Source organism: Ferruginibacter paludis (genome assembly GCF_030409685.1).
Lineage (GTDB): Bacteria > Bacteroidota > Bacteroidia > Chitinophagales > Chitinophagaceae > Ferruginibacter > Ferruginibacter paludis.
This window is the reverse complement of sequence record NZ_JAUFQJ010000006.1, coordinates 648,877-666,959: the sequence shown is the minus strand read 5'-3', so window position 1 is coordinate 666,959 and position 18,083 is coordinate 648,877. Positions and strand designations below refer to the sequence as shown.

General features: G+C 42.0%; 18 protein-coding genes and 1 tRNA gene. 14 read left to right on the top strand and 5 right to left on the bottom strand.

Annotation, left to right across the window (positions count from 1 at the left end):
* Entirely contained in the window at window positions 1-1,275 is a 1,275-nt protein-coding gene (locus QWZ08_RS13305; protein ID WP_290337917.1) for a dihydroorotase, read from the bottom strand.
* A 108-nt stretch (window positions 1,276-1,383) separates the two neighbouring features.
* On the opposite strand from QWZ08_RS13305, the gene QWZ08_RS13300 reads away from it, so the two are divergent.
* A tRNA-Pro gene (locus QWZ08_RS13300) sits at window positions 1,384-1,457 on the top strand.
* Window positions 1,458-1,605: 148 nt separating this feature from the next.
* On the opposite strand, the gene QWZ08_RS13295 is transcribed toward QWZ08_RS13300, so the two are convergent.
* Window positions 1,606-2,379: an NUDIX hydrolase gene (locus tag QWZ08_RS13295; protein ID WP_290337916.1), complete on the bottom strand. Its 774-nt coding sequence runs from the start codon at window positions 2,377-2,379 to the stop codon at window positions 1,606-1,608.
* Window positions 2,380-2,574: 195 nt separating this feature from the next.
* Here QWZ08_RS13295 and QWZ08_RS13290 point away from each other — a divergent pair, with 195 nt between their 5' ends.
* The 5 genes from QWZ08_RS13290 (at window position 2,575) to QWZ08_RS13270 (ending at window position 9,645) form a co-directional block, all read left to right on the top strand.
* On the top strand, window positions 2,575-2,958 hold the full coding sequence (locus QWZ08_RS13290; RefSeq protein WP_290337915.1) for a hypothetical protein: 384 nt from the start codon (window positions 2,575-2,577) through the stop codon (window positions 2,956-2,958).
* Window positions 2,959-3,085: 127 nt separating this feature from the next.
* Window positions 3,086-5,593, top strand: coding sequence for a glycoside hydrolase family 2 TIM barrel-domain containing protein (locus tag QWZ08_RS13285; protein ID WP_290337914.1), 2,508 nt, complete (start codon window positions 3,086-3,088; stop codon window positions 5,591-5,593).
* 36 nt (window positions 5,594-5,629) lie between these two features.
* Window positions 5,630-6,667 (top strand): family 43 glycosylhydrolase, encoded by a 1,038-nt coding sequence (locus QWZ08_RS13280; RefSeq protein WP_290337912.1) that lies wholly within the window; start codon window positions 5,630-5,632, stop codon window positions 6,665-6,667.
* A 50-nt stretch (window positions 6,668-6,717) separates the two neighbouring features.
* The gene (locus QWZ08_RS13275; RefSeq protein WP_290337911.1) at window positions 6,718-8,817 is read left to right on the top strand and encodes a PKD domain-containing protein; all 2,100 of its coding nucleotides are present in this window, start codon (window positions 6,718-6,720) and stop codon (window positions 8,815-8,817) included.
* 18 nt (window positions 8,818-8,835) lie between these two features.
* Window positions 8,836-9,645, top strand: a complete 810-nt coding sequence (locus QWZ08_RS13270; RefSeq protein ID WP_290337910.1) for an SDR family NAD(P)-dependent oxidoreductase — start codon at window positions 8,836-8,838, stop codon at window positions 9,643-9,645.
* Window positions 9,646-9,677: 32 nt separating this feature from the next.
* On the opposite strand, the gene QWZ08_RS13265 is transcribed toward QWZ08_RS13270, so the two are convergent.
* Window positions 9,678-10,574 (bottom strand): helix-turn-helix domain-containing protein, encoded by an 897-nt coding sequence (locus QWZ08_RS13265; protein ID WP_290337909.1) that lies wholly within the window; start codon window positions 10,572-10,574, stop codon window positions 9,678-9,680.
* Window positions 10,575-10,753: 179 nt separating this feature from the next.
* On the opposite strand from QWZ08_RS13265, the gene QWZ08_RS13260 reads away from it, so the two are divergent.
* From QWZ08_RS13260 to QWZ08_RS13235, 6 genes are all read left to right on the top strand, one after another.
* Window positions 10,754-11,737, top strand: a complete 984-nt coding sequence (locus tag QWZ08_RS13260; protein WP_290337908.1) for an aldo/keto reductase — start codon at window positions 10,754-10,756, stop codon at window positions 11,735-11,737.
* Window positions 11,738-11,753: 16 nt separating this feature from the next.
* On the top strand, window positions 11,754-12,593 hold the full coding sequence (locus QWZ08_RS13255; RefSeq protein ID WP_290337907.1) for an SDR family oxidoreductase: 840 nt from the start codon (window positions 11,754-11,756) through the stop codon (window positions 12,591-12,593).
* A 20-nt stretch (window positions 12,594-12,613) separates the two neighbouring features.
* Window positions 12,614-13,189 carry an NAD(P)H-binding protein gene (locus tag QWZ08_RS13250; RefSeq protein WP_290337905.1) on the top strand — a complete coding sequence of 192 codons (576 nt, stop codon included), beginning with the start codon at window positions 12,614-12,616 and terminating at the stop codon, window positions 13,187-13,189.
* A 21-nt stretch (window positions 13,190-13,210) separates the two neighbouring features.
* On the top strand, window positions 13,211-13,600 hold the full coding sequence (locus QWZ08_RS13245; RefSeq protein WP_290337904.1) for a cupin domain-containing protein: 390 nt from the start codon (window positions 13,211-13,213) through the stop codon (window positions 13,598-13,600).
* Window positions 13,601-13,671: 71 nt separating this feature from the next.
* Entirely contained in the window at window positions 13,672-14,049 is a 378-nt protein-coding gene (locus tag QWZ08_RS13240; RefSeq protein WP_290337903.1) for a putative quinol monooxygenase, read from the top strand.
* A gap of 124 nt (window positions 14,050-14,173) precedes the next feature.
* Window positions 14,174-14,377, top strand: coding sequence for a hypothetical protein (locus QWZ08_RS13235; protein ID WP_290337902.1), 204 nt, complete (start codon window positions 14,174-14,176; stop codon window positions 14,375-14,377).
* Here the strand turns inward: QWZ08_RS13235 and QWZ08_RS13230 are convergent.
* Window positions 14,374-15,207: a hypothetical protein gene (locus QWZ08_RS13230; protein WP_290337901.1), complete on the bottom strand. Its 834-nt coding sequence runs from the start codon at window positions 15,205-15,207 to the stop codon at window positions 14,374-14,376. The genes QWZ08_RS13235 and QWZ08_RS13230 overlap by 4 nt on opposite strands.
* A 369-nt stretch (window positions 15,208-15,576) precedes the next feature.
* Window positions 15,577-15,825, bottom strand: a complete 249-nt coding sequence (locus tag QWZ08_RS13225) for a hypothetical protein (protein WP_290337900.1) — start codon at window positions 15,823-15,825, stop codon at window positions 15,577-15,579.
* 198 nt (window positions 15,826-16,023) lie between these two features.
* On the opposite strand from QWZ08_RS13225, the gene QWZ08_RS13220 reads away from it, so the two are divergent.
* A complete protein-coding gene (locus QWZ08_RS13220; protein WP_353960488.1) occupies window positions 16,024-16,485 on the top strand; it encodes an Arm DNA-binding domain-containing protein in 462 nt (153 codons plus the stop codon).
* A gap of 751 nt (window positions 16,486-17,236) precedes the next feature.
* Window positions 17,237-17,989, top strand: coding sequence for a hypothetical protein (locus QWZ08_RS13215; protein ID WP_290337898.1), 753 nt, complete (start codon window positions 17,237-17,239; stop codon window positions 17,987-17,989).
* Window positions 17,990-18,083: the final 94 nt, after the last annotated feature.

Genomic DNA, 18,083 nt, shown 5'->3' with positions numbered 1-18,083 from the left:
TTAATTAAAATAATTTTTATTGCCGTTTACAATGCCGATCACTTTACCAGTTAAAGGCCTGCCAATAAAAGGTGTGTTTTTCGATTTGGAAGCAATCATTGTTTCATCAAAAGTATAGCTGGCAGAAGGATTGAATAGGGTAAGCGAAGCGCTGGCGCCTTCTTTTATTTCAGGCACCGGCAGGTTAAAAATATTTCTGGGTGCAACACTTAATAAAGTAATTAATTTTTCGACAGTCCAGCCATTTTCGTTGGCAGGTAAAATATGGCTGAGTGCGCCAAACAAAGTCTCCAGCCCAATCATACCATTTTTGGCATATTCAAATTCACATACCTTACTATCATAATTCTGCGGAATATGATGGCTTGCAATAGCATCAACTGCTCCATTTAAAATGGCCGATCTTACTGCCAGCATATCTTCTCTTGTTCTCAGCGGTGGATTCACTTTTAAATTCGTATCGTATTCCGTAAGGTCCTCATCACAAAAAACAGCGTGGTAAGGAGTGACCGAAAAACTTATCTTTAAACCAGCCGCTTTTGCTGCCGTAATTAACTCAATTCCTTTTTTTGTTGATACACCCGTAAAATGAATTTTTGAACCGGTATATTTTACCAGGTCAATGTCCCTGGCAATCATCAGTTCTTCTGCAATAGCCGGTTTTCCCGGCAAACCCAATTGGGTGCTGGTAATACCTTCATTCATCAATCCCTGCGGATTGATAGTTTTATCATCTGCCACCTGCAAAATGGTACCGTCAAACGCCAGCACATATTGTAGTGCTTTTAATAAAAGCCCGGGCGATTGAATGCTGCTGGTACCATCGGTGAAAGCCACGGCACCAGACTGGTGCATATCATACATTTCAGCCAGTTCTGTACCCGCTGCATTTTTAGTAACCGCACCCATCGGGTGAACATTGGCTACCAGCTGATTTGATTTTTGAACAATATACTCCACCTGCGATTTGGTATGTACCACCGGGTTGGTATTGGGTACCACCATCACGTCTGTAAAGCCACCGGTTGCTGCCGCAAGGGCGCCCGTTTCCAGCGTTTCCCTGTATTCGTACCCGGGGTCACAAAAATGACTGTACATATCCATCCAACCGATGCTGGTATGCAGGTTGGGCTGTTCAATTACAATATCGGCCGGCTGATTGATGTTGTCTGAAATCGACTGAATAATGCCATCTTCAATAAAAATATCTTGCTGTGTTCCGTTAAACGGCGAAGAAGAATGGACGATGGTAGTTTGCTTGATTAAAACCTTCATGAATTAAAAAGTTGCGCTAAGGTACAATATGTTGTGTTTTTAAAATTGAAAATTTCTACTACATTTGCAATCCCATTATTACACCCCGGGCATGTTAAAATTCTTTTTCGGGACGTAGCGCAGGCCGGTAGCGCACCAGGCTGGGGGTCTGGGGGTCGCAAGTTCGAATCTTGTCGTCCCGACAATAAGGCCCTGATAATCAGGGCCTTATATATTTTTCGGACACATTTCGGACAGATTATCACAGCACTTCATATTTATTTCTGATTGCTTTACCCCACGTGGAAAGTTTACATTAAGATTTGGCACCGTTTCAGAATAAAAAGAAATTCAAAAGGCCAGGGTAACACCACTTTTCAATCCCTCATCATATTTTTCCTTATCGAATTTGTAAAGGAATGGAGCACGGTGAGCTCCGATCTGTCTTTTCTCATTCAGTTTAACAAGAATGCCAGCTGCAATCAGGCGTTTAGAAAAATTTCTATCATCCAGCGGCCTGCCAAGAATGGTTTCGTAAAGATTATGGATTTCTGGCAAAGTGAATTTTTCAGGAAGCAATTCATATCCAATCGGGTAATGGGCGATATGCAGTCGCAACGCTTTCAGCGCTTCGGCAACAATCATTTTGTGATCAAACATCATCTTAGGCAAATCGTTCACCGGCCACCACCTGCAGTCAGTTTCTATTTCACCTTTTTTCACTTTTACCTTTGAGAATTCTGTCAGGGTGTAAAACCCGACCGATACAAAATAGTCAAATATCCATAAATCTGTCGGCACCTTAATTCCAGTCAGTTCGCTTAAATGCTTAGCATTAAACCCTGGATCGGTGTTTCTTACCGGCGTACCAAAAGAACGGAACTGCTCAAAAAATAATTTTTTTAATCCTGTCCGTTCAAACGCCACCCTCTTTGCAGCTTCTTGTATGGTTTCTGTTTTTTTTATGTAGCCACCAGTGATCGTCCATTTATCTAAAACAAATGGCTGTTGCAACAGCACCTTCAACTCTCTGTCACTATAGCCAAAAATTACATTGTCCACCGCCACATTGCGGAGTAATTCATCTGAATTCAACATTGCTTCCTGCCTTTTTAAATTTTTCATAACTAATGTTTAAGCACCCAAAGCTACAAAAAATATTATTCTGTAAAAAATACGGAATAATATTTTGTTGTTTAAAACTTTCATTATACTTTTATTCCGTAAAAATTACGGATTGATTATTTTCTGAAGGATATCAGTTCGTGAATTACATTTTAGTTCAATCAATTTTTAATCAAACAACAAAAAAAAATTACAATGAAAAAAATCAATGTATTTATCGCAGGCGCTTTTTTCCTTTTATTATCAATGGGTGCAAACGCCCAGGCAAAAACAGGTGCAGGTTATTTTAGTGGTAGCTGGAATGTGCTGGTAAAAGGCACACCCAATGGAGACAGCAAGATGATACTTGTTCTGGAAAAGAAAGATAGTTTAATGACCGGCGTTGTTCAGGATTCTACAGGTAAGGAAATGGCGAAGATCTCCAGTGCAGAATTAAAAGAGACACAGCTGACAGTATATTTTACCACCCAGGGGTATGACGTTAATCTTGTGATGGACAAAAAAGACGAGGATCATACAACCGGCAGCCTGATGGGTATGTTTGATGCAGAAGCGGACCGGATAAAAAATGCAAAATAACTGAATGGGTAGCACTCTTGCCACCTTCATTCTTCAACTATTCCCTGATTAGCATTATTAAAAATAGTATCAGCAATGCTATCTCTGCGACAACCATCATTCAATTGGTGTGATCAATAAATTAATTATGAAAAAGGTAATTTCAGGTTTTTATTTCCTGTTTTGTGTGGTCGTTGTACATGCACAAAGGAATGCAGATGGCCGCACAAGGCCATTTGATGACGGTTGGCATTTTATAAAAGACAGCATCACCGGGGCGCAGGAGATGAATTACGATGATTCAAAATGGAGAACAGTCAATCTTCCGCACGACTGGAGCATAGAAGATTTGCCCAATCAAAAACTGGATACCATTAATGGCCCATTCGATAGGAAAAGTGTTGGACAATCAGCCACCGGTTTTACCGTAGGAGGAACAGGCTGGTACAGGAAGAAATTTACGACGGCAAAAGCAGATGAGAAAAAACTTGTTACTATTCATTTCGATGGCGTGTACATGAATTCTGATGTTTGGCTCAATGGTCATCTGCTGGGCAATCATCCTTATGGATATACGCCTTTTTATTATGATTTAACTCCTTATTTGAATCCTAGCGGCCAGGAAAATGTACTGGTAGTTAAGGTGCAAAATGAAGGAAAGAATTCCCGCTGGTACAGCGGCTCTGGCATTTACCGTCATGTATGGTTAACCGTTACAGAGCCGTTGCATGTGGTTGTATGGGGCGTGTATATTACAACACCCGTGCTATCAAAAAATAGTGCTACCATACAGATAAAATCCACTGTCAATAACGAACAAAATCAGGCAGGCAACATCAACCTTGTCACAACCATTCTTTCTCCTTCTGGTAAAGCAGTTACACAAACACTAAAGGCATTGGTACTTGAAAAAAATGCGTCGAAAACAGACTCGCAAAATATCAATGTCTCCAATCCTCTTTTGTGGTCGCTTGATGCACCTGAATTATATAAAGTTGTTACAGAAATAAAATCGGGAAATAAAACTATTGACCGCGTAGAAACAAATGTTGGTATAAGAAGCATTCGCTTTGATGCTGACAAAGGATTCTTGCTTAATGGTAAAAGAGTGATATTGAAAGGCGGGTGTATTCATCATGACAATGGACCTTTGGGGGCTGCTGCCATAGACCGTGCAGAAGAACGTAAGATCGAACTCTTAAAAAAAGTTGGGTATAATGCCATTCGTCTTAGTCACAACCCACCATCGCAACAATTACTGGATGCCTGCGACCGGCTTGGTATGCTGGTGGTGAATGAAGCATTTGACATGTGGGAGCTTTCCAAAAATCAACAGGATTATCATTTGTATTTTAAAGAATGGTGGCAAAAAGATTTGGATGCAATGTTAATGCGAGATCGCAACCATCCTTCCGTTATTATGTGGAGCATCGGGAATGAAATTTTTGAAGCGCCTGATACTGCAGGTTACCGCATGGCGAAAATGTTGTCAAATGAAGTACGTAAATTGGATGCTACAAGGGCCGTAACGGCAGGCATTGTTTATTTGCCTGGTTATACAAAGAAGCCATTCGAAGACTATGCACCCTACCTGTTGAATCTTGATGTGGATGGATACAATTACTTTTTGGAAAGTCAGTCTAAATTTTTTGTTCGAGATAGTGCTACGGCTCACCGCTTTGAAACAGAGCATGCAAAGCATCCCAAAAAAACTTTTATTGTTACAGAATACACTCCACAAAGTGCGCTGGAAAATTATGAGTACTCGATAAAAAATTCATACATGTTAGGAAGCTTTAAATGGACAGCCATGGATTATATTGGTGAAGCAGGCATCGGAAGACCGGTTCAGGTTCCTGCTTCAAGAAAGCTGCCAACCGGACTAATCCGCATGGGGCTTTTCTACATGCCAAAGTGGTCGGTATTTAATGCGTTCTGTGGCGACCTGGATTTGATTGGCAATAAAAAGCAGGCCGCATACTACCAGGATGTTGTCTGGAAAAAAAGCCCGGTAGAAATGTTGGTGCGTCGTCCCATCGCTGACGATATGCAGGAAGTAATTGCGCCGTGGGGATTTCCTGATGAACTAAAATCCTGGACATGGCCGGGGCAGGAAGGAAGGAAAATATTGGTGCATGTATATACAAGAAGTAAGCACGTAAAACTGGAATTAAACGGAAAGGTCATTGCAGAGCAGGCTGTGCCAGACACCAGCATTACTGCCACTTTTGAAATAGCGTACCAGCCCGGAAAACTGGTGGCCAAAAGTTTTGATGGTGATAAAGAAACAGGATCAAGCACTTTAGCAACTGTGGGCAAACCGGTTACTGTAAGGCTGACCGCAGACAGAAGTACAATTAAAGCAAACACCAATGATCTTGCTTATGTAAGTGCAACTGTTGTTGATGAAAAAGGAAACGTGGTGCCATACATTGATGATATGGAAATTACTTACCAGCTTACCGGTAACGCAACCATTGCAGGTGTTGGCAACGGAAGTTTTGATGATGCCTCCAGCTTTCAGCAAAACCATAAAAAAGTTTACCAGGGAAGAGGGTTAGTGATTATCAGGCCGAAAGGTGTTGCCGGTAATATAATCCTTAAAGCAACTGCAAAGGGTTTAGCAGCAGCTTCGATAAAAATTACAATGAAATAATAAATTTGGAAATTGTATTTTTCAATAAACAATTGTATGAAAAAACACTTGCTTACAGCATCCTTTACCTTATTACTGTCGTTTGCATTTGCCCAAAAACAAAATGTTATTCGTCCCGGCGAGGTCTGGCCCGATAAAGATGGCAATCATATCCAGGCACACGGTGGTGGCATTATTAGATTGGGTAAAACCTATTATTGGTATGGTGAAGAACGCAGACCAGGATTAGATACCAACTACCGTTATGTAAGTTGTTATTCATCCATGGATTTGATGAACTGGAAATTCAGAGGCGATGTAATAGCATTGACTAAGCCAGACACTGTATTGGAAAATAATAAATGGGTGTTAGAAAGACCCAAAGTTTTTTACAATGCCACGACAAAGCAATATGTAATGTACATGCACCTTGATGGCGCAGTAAAAGGGGTATCCAAATCTGCATGGGCATATGATTATGCAAGTGTGGGAGTTGCTGTAAGTAACAGAGCTACAGGCCTATTCAAACTTATAAAAACCTTCCGGCCGTTGGGAAAAGAAAGCCGGGATATCGGGCAGTTTATTGATGATGATGGCAGCGCCTATTTAATTTTTGAATGCCGTCCTGTAAAAGGATTTTACATAGCAAAATTATCAGATGATTATTTAAGTGTTGAAAAGGAAATCGCATTTATACAATCACCATTGGAAGGCGGTGCAGTTGTTCATTATAAAGGATTGTATTATGCGGTCGGTTCAAGATTAACCGGTTGGTCGCCCAATGCTAATAAAGTTGCTACAGCTGTTTCATTGGCTGGTCCATGGAGTGAGTTTGTTGATATAGCTCCACCAGATACCAGAACTTACAGTTCACAATCTACCATGTTTATAAAAGTCGCAGGCACAAAAGATACCACGGTGATTTTTATGGGCGACCGATGGAAACCTACTGCCTTGTGGGATTCGCGATACATCTGGATGCCGGTACAAATTGGAGAGGGCAAATTATGGCTACCGGAACCTAAGCCATGGACAATCAATGTGAAGACGGGAAAGTGGAAGCAAATGGAAGACAAACCAGCTCCAGGTAAATAGGTAACAATAAAACACCACCATTGAATTTTAGACTTCTACATTAAATTGATATGAAAAAATATTACAGCACCCTGGGGCTTTATCTCTTGTTAGTGATGGCAGGTGCCGGCCGGGTATCAGCGCAGCATATCGCCACACAGGACACGATGTTCAAAGCACCTTATGTGGATATAGACGAGTGGCGGGATAAGCCGGTGCGCCATCATTATGTGCATGGCGGTTTCACGGGAACAGATACCCGGTTCTCATTCTACTTTCCTCCTAAGGAAAAATACCAGGGCCATTTCTTCCAGTACATTACACCGGTTCCGGACAATGAAAATTTATCACAAGGCGCCACCGGTGAAGGCGACAAGATTGGTTTTTCTGTTACCAAGGGCGCTTATTTTATTGAAACGAATGGTGGTGGAAAATTTGGAGCGGGCATGCCCGGTTCCGGCATTGATGCAACGATCGGGGCTTACCGTGCCAATGCTGCCTGTGCACAATACTCACGGGTTGTTGCTGCGCACATGTATGGTACCCAACAACGCCCGTACGGATATGCATTCGGTGGTAGTGGTGGTGCCTACCGTACCATTGGCGGCATAGAAAATACGGGCGGTGTTTGGGATGGTGCGGTACCGTATGTATTAGGTTCGCCGATGGCCATACCAAATGTGTTTACTGTGCGCATACATGCCATGCGTGTGTTGCACGATAAATTTCCTCAGATAGTGGATGCGATCGAACCGGGCGGCGGTGATATGTTCGCAAGTCTTAATGACGAAGAAAAAAAAGCCTTGACGGAAGTAACTAAAATGGGTTTTCCACCCAAAGCCTGGTTTGCTTACCAAACGATGGGTTTACATGCTTTTCCTGTTTTATATCCCGGCGTTGCTATGGCAGATGCAACATATTTCAACAATTTCTGGACGGTGCCAGGTTACCTTGGTGCTGATGCTGCAAGCTCCGTGCACAAGGCACGCATTCAGCAAAGCAGTAAAATAAAGACGATCATTACTGCTGAACTTGCAACGAAGTTTGGATTATCAGCTCCTGAAACTGCAGGACAGGCAAGAGGTACAGCCGATGCTGCCTGGAAGAGCATTGGTGGGGCAGAAGGCGCCATGCCGGTTGCTTTTCAATTGGAGAATACCTTGCCGGACGATAATTATCTTGGTGGTGATTTAATCATCAAAAGTGGTGCTGCTGCAGGCAAAAAATTATTCGTGCCGCACGTTTCAGGTGATAAAATAATACTGGGTACTACAGATGCAAAGGTACTGGCACAAATAAAGCAGGGTGATGAAGTAATGCTCGATAATTCAGATTTTCTTGCGGCACAAACCTATCATCGTCACCAGGTGCCAGGAAAAGAATATCATTCATGGGATCAGTTTCGTGATTCAACCGGCAAACCCATTTATCCGCAGCGCCCCATGTTATTAGGGCCATTATTTACCAAAGCAGCATCTGGTGTGTTGCCATCCGGCAAGTTTAAAGGCAAGGTGATTTTGCTTGGATCGTTGTGGGACAGCGAAGCCTTTCCCTGGCAGCAGGACTGGTATCGCACCAAAGTGAAAGAGAATTTTGGAGACAGTATAGATGATCATTTCAGGATATGGTTCACCGACCATGCCAATCATGGAGATTATGTAGTTCCCGGAGATCCGGGCCACCTGGTAAGTTACCTCGGTGTGCTGCAGCAGGCGCTGCTTGATTTGAGCGCATGGGTGGAAAAAGGCATTGCTCCCCCTGCAAACACCAACTATAAAGTTGTTGACGGACAGATTGTGCTGCCAACAACTGCTGCGGAACGAAAAGGGATCCAGGCAACGGTGATGGTAAAAGCGAATGGTAAGGAAAGTATCGTAGCTGATAAGAATAAACCGGTTGATTTCACTGCGACAATTGATTTGCCAACCAACACCGGCGGCGTAGTAAGTGCAGCCTGGGATTTTGAAAATACAGGTGTGTTCACGGCCGCGGAAAAATTAATTCCTGTTGGTAAAGCGGCTTCCTGCCTCGCATTAAAAACCACGCACACTTTCGGCAAGCCGGGAACGTATTTTCCAACGCTGCTGATTGCTTCTCAACGGCAGGGCGATACAAAAACATCGTACACACTCATAAAAAATCTTGGTCGGGTAAGGGTAGTGGTGAAATAAAATATCAATCAACAAATCATGAAAGTTCAGAATAAAGTAATCGTAGTAACAGGTGGTGGCAGTGGCATGGGCCGGGAAATGGTGCTGAACCTGCTTGCAAAAGGTGCAACAGTGATAGCATTAGACATCAATAAAACCGCACTTGAAGAAACCTCAGCATTGGCCGGCAGCAACAAAGAAAAGCTGGCATGTTATGAACTAGATATCACCAATAAAGAAGCTGTTGAGCAGTGTGTTGACAAAATAATTTCGGTGCATAAGCATGTTGATGGGTTGATCAACAATGCTGGCATCATTCAACCTTTTGTAAAACTAAATGAACTTGGTTATGAGGAGATAGAACGTGTTATTAAAGTAAACTTTTACGGTACGTTGTATATGACGAAAGCTTTTTTACCACACTTGCTTACAAGGCCTGAAGCACACATTGTAAATGTTTCCAGCATGGGTGGTTTTCTGCCGGTACCGGGCCAAACCATGTATGGCGCCACCAAGGCTGCAGTTAAATTGATGACAGAGGGCTTACGCTCCGAGTTGATGGATACAACTGTCCGTGTAAGTGTAGTTTTTCCCGGAGCAGTCAGCACTAATATTACTGCCAACTCGGGTTTAGGAAACCCTTCCATGGCTGCATCCAAAGAGAACAATTCATTTACCATGCTATCTGCTTCAAAAGCAGCTCAGCTAATTATCGATGGCATGGAAGAGAACCGCTATCATATTTTAGTTGGCAAAGATGCCCGGATGATGGATTTGTTATCCCGGTTAAATCCGGGCTATGCAGCAAAATTGATCTATTCTAAAATGAAAGGGTTGCTGGTAAATTGAAGATCCGCAGCAATAAACTAATTGAGCTTACGTTAGTTTAGCATCCGGTACTCATTCGGCGATACGCCCACCTTTTGTTTAAACAGCCTGGTAAAATGCTGCGGATATTTAAAACCCAATTCATAAGCTACCTGGCTTACTGATTTGTCAATATCAAATATGCGTTCCTTAGCAACATCAATTATTTTAGCTTGTATGTATTCCTGTGCAGATTTTCCGGTCTCTTTTTTTACCAGGTCACCAAAATAATTAGGCGATAAATTCAATGCATCCGCACACCAGGCAACAGATGGCAGGCCGATGTTAGCAGGCTTGTCTGAAGAAAAATAGCCGTTCAATACATCTTCAAACTTTTCTAACACGCCTTTGTTGGCATTGTCCCTTGTAATAAACTGGCGGTCGTAAAAGCGGATACAATACTTCAGAAATAATTCTATGTTGGAGGCAATCAACGTCTTGCTGTGCTTATCTATGGCATATTGTAATTCGTATTCAATTTTTGCAAAACAGTCCAGCACTATCTGTCGTTCTTTATCTGATAAATGCAAGGCTTCATTTACGTCATAAGAAAAGAATGAATAGTCGTGGATATGCTTTCCCAAAGAAGTTCCTTTAATCAAATCGGGATGAAACAACAAAGCCCATCCTTTTGGGGCAAAGGTCTTTACGCCTTTTTCCACTGCCATCACCTGGCCTGGCGCAATGAACACCAGTGTCCCTTCCTGGTAATCGTAATGACCCCTGCCATACTTTATTTCCCCGTAGTTCAATTCTTTCAGGTATACTGCATACAATCCAAAGTTAAAAGTCCGTGCAGGCATGGGCGCTGCTTTAGACAGATCCAGTACAGTAACCAGCGGATGCAATGTACTCACACCTCGCATTGTATTATAAGCCGCTACACTATCCAGTTTTATTATTTTGTCCATGATAATTCTTTTTCTCACACAAATTTACACATTCCGGTACACGGCGTCAATCTATGAACCGGGATCAGTAATAATGGTATAAAAAGCAGTAATCTGTATACCAACATCTTAATTTTGCAGCTTGATCTTTGCACCATCCAAAAAAGAAAAAATATTTCATTACAATAAAAGTAGTCATCATGAAAAAAAGAATTTTAGGAAGCAGCGGTTTAGAAGTGTCTGAACTTGGTTTGGGTTGTATGGGTTTAACGTTTGGTTATGGCCCGGCCACCAATGAAGCGGACGCTATCGCTTTGATCCAAAAAGCATTTGATCTTGGCGTTACATTTTTTGACACCGCAGAGGCGTACACGCAGGGCGGCAATGAAACCTTGTTAGGCAAAGCAGTAAAGCCCTTCCGCGAAAAAATAGTGATTGCCACAAAATTTGGTTTTAAAAACGGAGTTCCAACAGAAGGCCTGGATAGCAGGCCTGAAAGAATCAGAACAGTGGTGGAGAATTCTTTAAAGTACCTGCAAACAGATGTGATTGACCTGTTGTACCAGCATCGTGTTGACCCCAATGTGCCCATTGAAGACGTGGCAGGTACCGTGAAAGACCTGATCGGCGAAGGAAAAGTAAAACACTTTGGGATGAGTGAAGCAGGTGTGGAGAGCATACGTAAAGCGCATGCCGTGCAGCCTGTAACCGCTTTGCAAAGCGAATACTCTTTGTGGTGGCGGGAACCTGAAAAAGAAATATTGCCAACCCTGGAAGAACTGGGTATTGGCTTTGTTCCTTTCAGTCCACTGGGAAAAGGTTTTTTAACGGGCGCCATCAACGAAACAACGCAGTTTGATAAAACTGATTTCAGAAATGTAGTGCCCCGCTTTAGCGAAGAAAACAGGAAGGCGAACCAGCAACTGGTTGACCTGATGAGTGAAATTGCGAAGGAGAAAAGTGCGACGCCGGCACAGATTGCACTGGTATGGTTGCTGGCGCAAAAACCATGGATCGCTCCAATACCCGGCACTACAAAGCAACACAGGTTGATAGAAAATATTGGCGGAGCAAATGTGGTGCTGACCGCAGCAGAAATTAAAAACATCGATGCCTCTTTTGCAGCCATCCCCGTACAGGGCGAGCGCTATCCAGCACAATTGCAAAAGATGGTAGGCAAATAATCCAGTATACATTATTATGAAAAGTAAATCAGTTATCGTAGTAATAGGCGCAGGCTCCATTGGCCAGGCCATTGCACGAAGAGTAAGTGCAGGCAAACATGTATTGCTTGCAGATCTGCGGCAGGAAAATGCCGACGTAGCAGCCAAAACATTGCTGGATGCAGGCTTTGAAGTAAGCACCGCCGTTGTGGATGTTGCATCACGGGCATCTGTGCATGCCCTGGCTGAAACAGCTACGGCAATTGGAGACGTTATGGGGCTTATTCACGCGGCAGGTGTTTCACCTTCGCAGGCATCACCATCCACGATATTTAAGGTGGATCTGTATGGTACCGCATTGGTGCTGGAAGAATTTGGCAATGTTATAGCAAGCGGTGGCGCAGGAGTGGTGATCGCTTCTCAATCCGGACATCGCTTACCATCATTAACAGAAGAACAGGATAAAGGATTGGCCACAGCGCCAACAGAAGAATTATTATCACTTCCTTTTTTACAATCTGATGCAGTGGACAATTCGCTGTTCGCATATCAATTATCAAAAAGAGGCAATTCATTGCGGGTAAAAGCGGAGGCAGTGCGGTGGGGTAAGCGAGGTGCAAGGATCAATACCATTAGTCCTGGTATCATCATGACACCATTTGCCAATGATGAACTGAGCGGGCCAAGGGGAGTGGGATACAGGAATATGATCAATAAATCTGCAGCTGGCAGGGCGGGTACTCCCGACGAAGTTGGCACGGTGGGCGCTTTATTGATGGGAGCAGATGGTGCCTTTATTACCGGCAGCGACTTTTTAATGGATGGCGGTGTTACGTCTGCTTATTGGTATGGCGACCTTGCCCCAAGGTCAGAATGATGCGTAAAAAGTTAATTCAAATGAAGAAAGTATTGATCATCGGTGCAACGGGAAGCCTTGCTGAATATGTAATTGAAGCAATAAAAGAATTGAAAAATATAGAGCTTACATTATTCGCAAGAAATAAAAACAGGCTGTCCAAAACCAGCGGCGAAGGATGCGCTGTTATGGAAGGCGATGCCATGAATTACGCCGATGTAAAAAAAGCAATCACAGGACAGGATATCGTGTATGTAAATCTTGCGGGCAATTTAGAAGCCATGGCAAACAACATTGTAAAAGCCATGCAGGAGACAGGAGTAAAAAGAATTATTGCGATCAGTTCAATTGGCATCTATCAAACGCCATTAAAGCCCGTGTTAATGCCATACAGAAAACTGGCTGATGTGATTGAAGCGTCGGGTTTGGAATATACTATCTTACGGCCCGACTGGTTTACCAATACCAATGAAATAGATTATGCACTCACAAAAAAAGGAGAACCCGAAAAAGGCTCCGCCATTTCAAGAAAGAGCATTGCGGCTTTTATTGCAACCATCATTGAAAGCCCTGAGTTGTATAAAAAAGAAAATTTAAGCATCAGTAAACCAAATTAATTAACCATATAAAAAATCATCATGAACAATGTAGAAAAAGAAAGCTTTAAACCTGCGCCGGCGGATTATTTTACAGGAAAAGCTTTTATAAAAGCATTGGTAGTGGCCGACACAGTTACCAATTGCAATGTAAGCGATGTAGCCTTCGAAGCTGGCTGCAGGAATAACTGGCACACACATCCATCCAACCAGATATTGTTGGTAAAGGAAGGCACCTGTTATTACCAGGAAGAAGGGAAGCCTATACAGAAAATTGCTGCAGGTGGTGTAATCAATGTGCTGCCCGGCATCAAACACTGGCACGGGGCTTCACCGGATGCACCGATGGTTCATGTGGCCATTAATATCAATACCGACAAAGGATTGGTGAATTGGATGGAACGGGTAACGGATGAGCAATATCACAATTAATCACCGGGCGTTTGTTTAATGGTATTGTTTGTTTAACTCAAGTGCTGCAACCACCAATTAAAAATATCATCATGAAAAAAATAATTTTCGTAGCCATGTTGCTGGCGATCAACTACAGCGTTTTGGCGCAGGATAAAAAAGTAATCCGGATGGCAAGAATCACCATCGACTCTTCACAAACAGAAGCCTACCGGAAATTATTGAAAACGCAAATGGAAGCTGCGGTACGTATTGAGCCCGGCGTATTGAGTTATACTGTTTATGAGGATAAGACCGCCCCCGCCAAACTAACCATACTGGAGGTGTATGCAGACAGCAACGCTTACCTGGCACATCGGGAGACGCCTCATTTTAAGCAATACAAATCGGCAACAAAAGACATGGTGAAATCGCTGGAACTTTCAGCACTAAACCCTGTGTTTTCTTTAAAAAAGAAAGAAGATTTTTAAAATGTCAACAACAACAGATCAATAGAAAGCCAACAACCACTTAATCATGAGATTATTTTTACACTTGTTGCCATGTGCTGACTGCACAACTATTTGCACAATCGAAAGAAGAAGCTGAAGCTTTGTGCACAATAGCATTGACCTGGAAGAGAATACCGCTACCGTTGTAAACAATACAGCTATTGTTGAGGAAAAAGGAAAGTTCACCGTGACTGTTTCCGGAAACAATAAGTTGCTTCATCTTTCTTATGGAGAAGTGTTTACCACGCCAAACAGTAAACAGCCCTGGAAAATACTGGCCATGCATGCGAGCGTACTGGAGCATTAATTCACTTTCAGTTTTAAAAATTTACCGAGTACAGTGTAGCGTTTATTTACCTGCAGGCGAACATGGTTGTTGGAAAGCAGCACCATATTAATCTTATCATTTGAAGTGTTCAGGCTGAAAGAAACGCCTTTTTTTAATGCGGCTTCCTGCTCAATGCCGGGTTTAATTTTTAATGGCAATTCAGCACTAAAGCCGATCATATATACTGTTTGTGCGAGCAATGCATTTTCTGGCCGCAGCAACAATTCTTTATAACGAAGCAAGGATGAATCAGTAGTTCTGTTAAGGGTGCTGATCAGTGTATCAGGCCTAAGGGCATCATAATACAACGTACCAACTCTTATACTCATTTGTGTACTGTCAAAATTTGCCGGCAGGTTTTTATACTCGGTTGACACGCTTAACAACTTTGTTATCTCGGTATAAAAATCTTTTCTTAAGTGATTGCTTAACGGCAAGGTATCACTGCAATTGGCTGAATTCATAATCGCCAGCAGGTGAAAAAGATTTTTATTTTTGGCGGTATCTAAAATTTTCAGTCCTTTGGTAATGTCGGTTGCATGTGCGTTGTTGATACTTCCAATATTGATTTTGTCCTGTAGTTGTAAATAAAATGCATCGGCAAACAAGGGCTGGTTCATGCAATGTTCATAATACTGCTTCCATGTAGCCAAACCCTGTTTATAATTTTCATCCGATTGATATAGGCTGTCATTTACGGATTCAAATTTCAGGTTTTGGTACTTTTTATTACTATCATTACTGGAGTTGCATCTGGTAGCGACAATGCCCATACAAACGAAAGCCAGGAGGATATAAGTCTTTACCATATGTAGAATTTTTGTAGTAACTACTTGCTGTAAATGTAAAAAAATTAAAAGTAAAGTACTAAAACAGTTTACGCTTATTTATAGTCTATTTAGACAACAGTTGCCAAATCATACCGGAGAGGAAATACTTGGTAATTGGAGGGAAATTAATTTCCTACGGATATTTCCGAATTAGGAGGTGGCTACAATAACGGAATTTTAGACCTTGACTAATGCATTGAAAGAAGAAAGTTTGTAGTTCCAAAATCATTATATATACGAAGTAAATTTCTCTGACAATTACATATTCCGTTTTGCTAAAGATAAAAAGGCATTAAGCACCAAGACCCCGATAACATTTCGCTTCCAAATAAATCCACTACATCAAACTCATACTTTCTTGGTAAAATCTTTTGAAAAAGGTTGGTTATAAAACCGTTTTCCCATTTTTTTATGCAGCGCGTTTGCCACTGCACCAAACACCGGCGGAAACGGCGGTTCGCCCAAACCTGTTGGATCAATGTCATTTTTTACAAAATGAACTTTGATTGTTTTTGGCGTCTCTTTCATCCGGATCATCCGGTAACGGTTAAAGTTGTTTTGTTCCGCAGCACCAGTCAGAAAATGAATTGATTTCACTTTTACCGCTTATTCAGCGACTATCTGGCATGAGAACTGGAAGGTGACGCGAGCGGTGACCTATCTAGAGGTATCGCAAACTCCACACGTGATTCAATACCACTCTTTTACTAAAATCTAATTTGGTATGTTTTGCTGCATTTTGGCCTCATTTTCTTGTGTAGACAGATAAGCTTTAGGTGAGGTCACAGTAAAAATATTAAAAAGATCTCACCTGAAAAATACAAACACATTTGGTGTTCATTCGCCATCCGCCAGGACAAACAAAATGATGGTAAAGTTTCTGTATATGCAAGGATAACCATGAATAAAAACAGGGTGGAATTATCAATAAAAAGGCGTGTAGAACCTAACGGCTGGAATAACGGACGTGGATTTGCGAAACCAAAAACAGAGGCGCTGAGATTATTAAACAGCTACCTCGAAGAGGTTCAGGCGAAAAGCCCGTCTGTTGTAATTTACCGCTCATTCTATATGCAGTTATTAAACGGTTTTTTGGAAAGCGGCTGTTCCTTTTTCGAAATTACTGGCCAGCAATACAATTGGCAGGTTTTACATGCTGCGAAGAAAAAGCAACTCCAGGGAATGCTGAAACTGGTGTGCGTATTCCAGGTTTGTTATTCCGGGAGAATATATAATTACAATCAATTTATCCGCTGACCGCTGTCATTTTACTGCGCCCGGTATCAGTATATTTTTGTTCTTAAATGTAGCGTTTAAAAGAGTGAAAAATTTCAAATAATCCAAAAATAAAAAACATAAAACAGGTAATGAAGTTGGGTATTTTTATATCTATTGCTGTATTCGGTGGCAAGTGCTTTGCTCAGGATTTATTACCGGAGGTTAGGGTTGTTGCATTAAATTATAAGTATATTTAGGCAGTTGGGGATACCAACGCGGTCCAGCCTGTAAACCTGTTGCAACGAAGGGCGGCGACATTCGATGTAAAAAATTCCGAATTCTATGAAGATGAGTAGGAAAATTATTTCATTTCTTTTTTTATTCCCGACGGGGAAGTATTGGCTGTTTATGATCCCAGTGGAGAGCTTTTACGTACAGCGGAAAAATTTAAAAATGTTGCGTTACCTCCGGCTGTGAAAAAAGCGTTAGATAGCAGATTTCCGAAGTGGGTGGTTGCAAAGGATGTTTATCTGGTACATTATTCAGACACGGAGGATGCCAGGAAAGTGTACAAACTTTTATTAGAGAATGGTAGTAAGGGAATACGGGTAAGCATAATGATAAAGGAGAATTTTTGTAGACTACTGATAAGCCATCATGTCAATTCGGTGCAGATATTTACATGATGGCTTCCCGCCAGCGATTCTTTATGTAAGCATTTAAAAACGTTGTCGCCTGCCATTTTCTTCCACGCTTTCCTGTGCATCTATTCATCTCTAAAATAAAATGTATGAAACAATCGAAATTTATTACCATGCTGTTTGGTACAGCCTTAGTGTATTTGCTAATTTCCTGCCATGGTGGTGGAAGTAAAGAAAAAACCGGCGCTGACACAACCAGCGCTGCAATCGCTGCTACTGCAACCACTCCTGCTACAGCAACACCAGCAAACAGCATTATTACCATACCGCAAAATATGCTGGTAGTGAGACATAAGGTGCAGAATTTCGCAAAATGGCTGGGAATATTTGAAGCAGACGATTCAGCCCGTACAGCAAATGGTTTACACAAATATGTAATCGGCCGCAGTTTTCCGGATACTAACATGGTGTTGGTAGCGCTAAAGGCAGATGACATCGTGAAAGCAAAGGCATTTATCAAAGCCCCCGGGCTTAAGACAGCTATGCAGAAAGGCGGTGTTAACGGTACGCCGATTATGTCTATTGTTACCGCTACCTGGCAGGATACTGCAAGCATAAGTTCTGTCATTCGCTCTATCGCCACTTTTTCAGTAAAAGATTTTAATGCCTGGCAAAAGGAATTTGAAACTGGCAGGCAGGAACGAATGGATAATGCAATTACAGACAGGATCATTAGCCATGATGCAGACGATACTAAAAAAGTATCCCTTGTAGCGGCTATAAGTGATACAGCAAAAGCATTTGCCTATTATAAATCAGACGCATTGAAAAAGAGGAGGGAGGCAGGTGGCGTGATTGGCACGCCGGACCGTTTTTTATTCAGGATTGTGAAGCGTTATTAAGTGAATAGCTGATTTCAAAAATGATGTAACTGGCAAAAGATGAAGTAACTGCTTCATCTTTTTTGATATTTTGCAATTGCTTATACAAGAGATG

Bases quoted from the DNA above. Each gene is read 5' to 3' on its own strand.
- QWZ08_RS13265 (WP_290337909.1), bottom strand. From the start codon at position 10,574: ATGGACAAAATAATAAAACTGGATAGTGTAGCGGCTTATAATACAATG.
- QWZ08_RS13245 (WP_290337904.1), top strand. From the start codon at position 13,211: ATGAACAATGTAGAAAAAGAAAGCTTTAAACCTGCGCCGGCGGATTAT.
- QWZ08_RS13240 (WP_290337903.1), top strand. From the start codon at position 13,672: ATGAAAAAAATAATTTTCGTAGCCATGTTGCTGGCGATCAACTACAGC.
- QWZ08_RS13270 (WP_290337910.1), top strand. From the start codon at position 8,836: ATGAAAGTTCAGAATAAAGTAATCGTAGTAACAGGTGGTGGCAGTGGC.
- QWZ08_RS13290 (WP_290337915.1), top strand. From the start codon at position 2,575: ATGAAAAAAATCAATGTATTTATCGCAGGCGCTTTTTTCCTTTTATTA.
- QWZ08_RS13285 (WP_290337914.1), top strand. From the start codon at position 3,086: ATGAAAAAGGTAATTTCAGGTTTTTATTTCCTGTTTTGTGTGGTCGTT.
- QWZ08_RS13280 (WP_290337912.1), top strand. From the start codon at position 5,630: ATGAAAAAACACTTGCTTACAGCATCCTTTACCTTATTACTGTCGTTT.
- QWZ08_RS13250 (WP_290337905.1), top strand. From the start codon at position 12,614: ATGAAGAAAGTATTGATCATCGGTGCAACGGGAAGCCTTGCTGAATAT.
- QWZ08_RS13305 (WP_290337917.1), bottom strand. From the start codon at position 1,275: ATGAAGGTTTTAATCAAGCAAACTACCATCGTCCATTCTTCTTCGCCG.
- QWZ08_RS13260 (WP_290337908.1), top strand. From the start codon at position 10,754: ATGAAAAAAAGAATTTTAGGAAGCAGCGGTTTAGAAGTGTCTGAACTT.
- QWZ08_RS13230 (WP_290337901.1), bottom strand. From the start codon at position 15,207: ATGGTAAAGACTTATATCCTCCTGGCTTTCGTTTGTATGGGCATTGTC.
- QWZ08_RS13275 (WP_290337911.1), top strand. From the start codon at position 6,718: ATGAAAAAATATTACAGCACCCTGGGGCTTTATCTCTTGTTAGTGATG.
- QWZ08_RS13295 (WP_290337916.1), bottom strand. From the start codon at position 2,379: ATGAAAAATTTAAAAAGGCAGGAAGCAATGTTGAATTCAGATGAATTA.
- QWZ08_RS13215 (WP_290337898.1), top strand. From the start codon at position 17,237: ATGAAACAATCGAAATTTATTACCATGCTGTTTGGTACAGCCTTAGTG.
- QWZ08_RS13255 (WP_290337907.1), top strand. From the start codon at position 11,754: ATGAAAAGTAAATCAGTTATCGTAGTAATAGGCGCAGGCTCCATTGGC.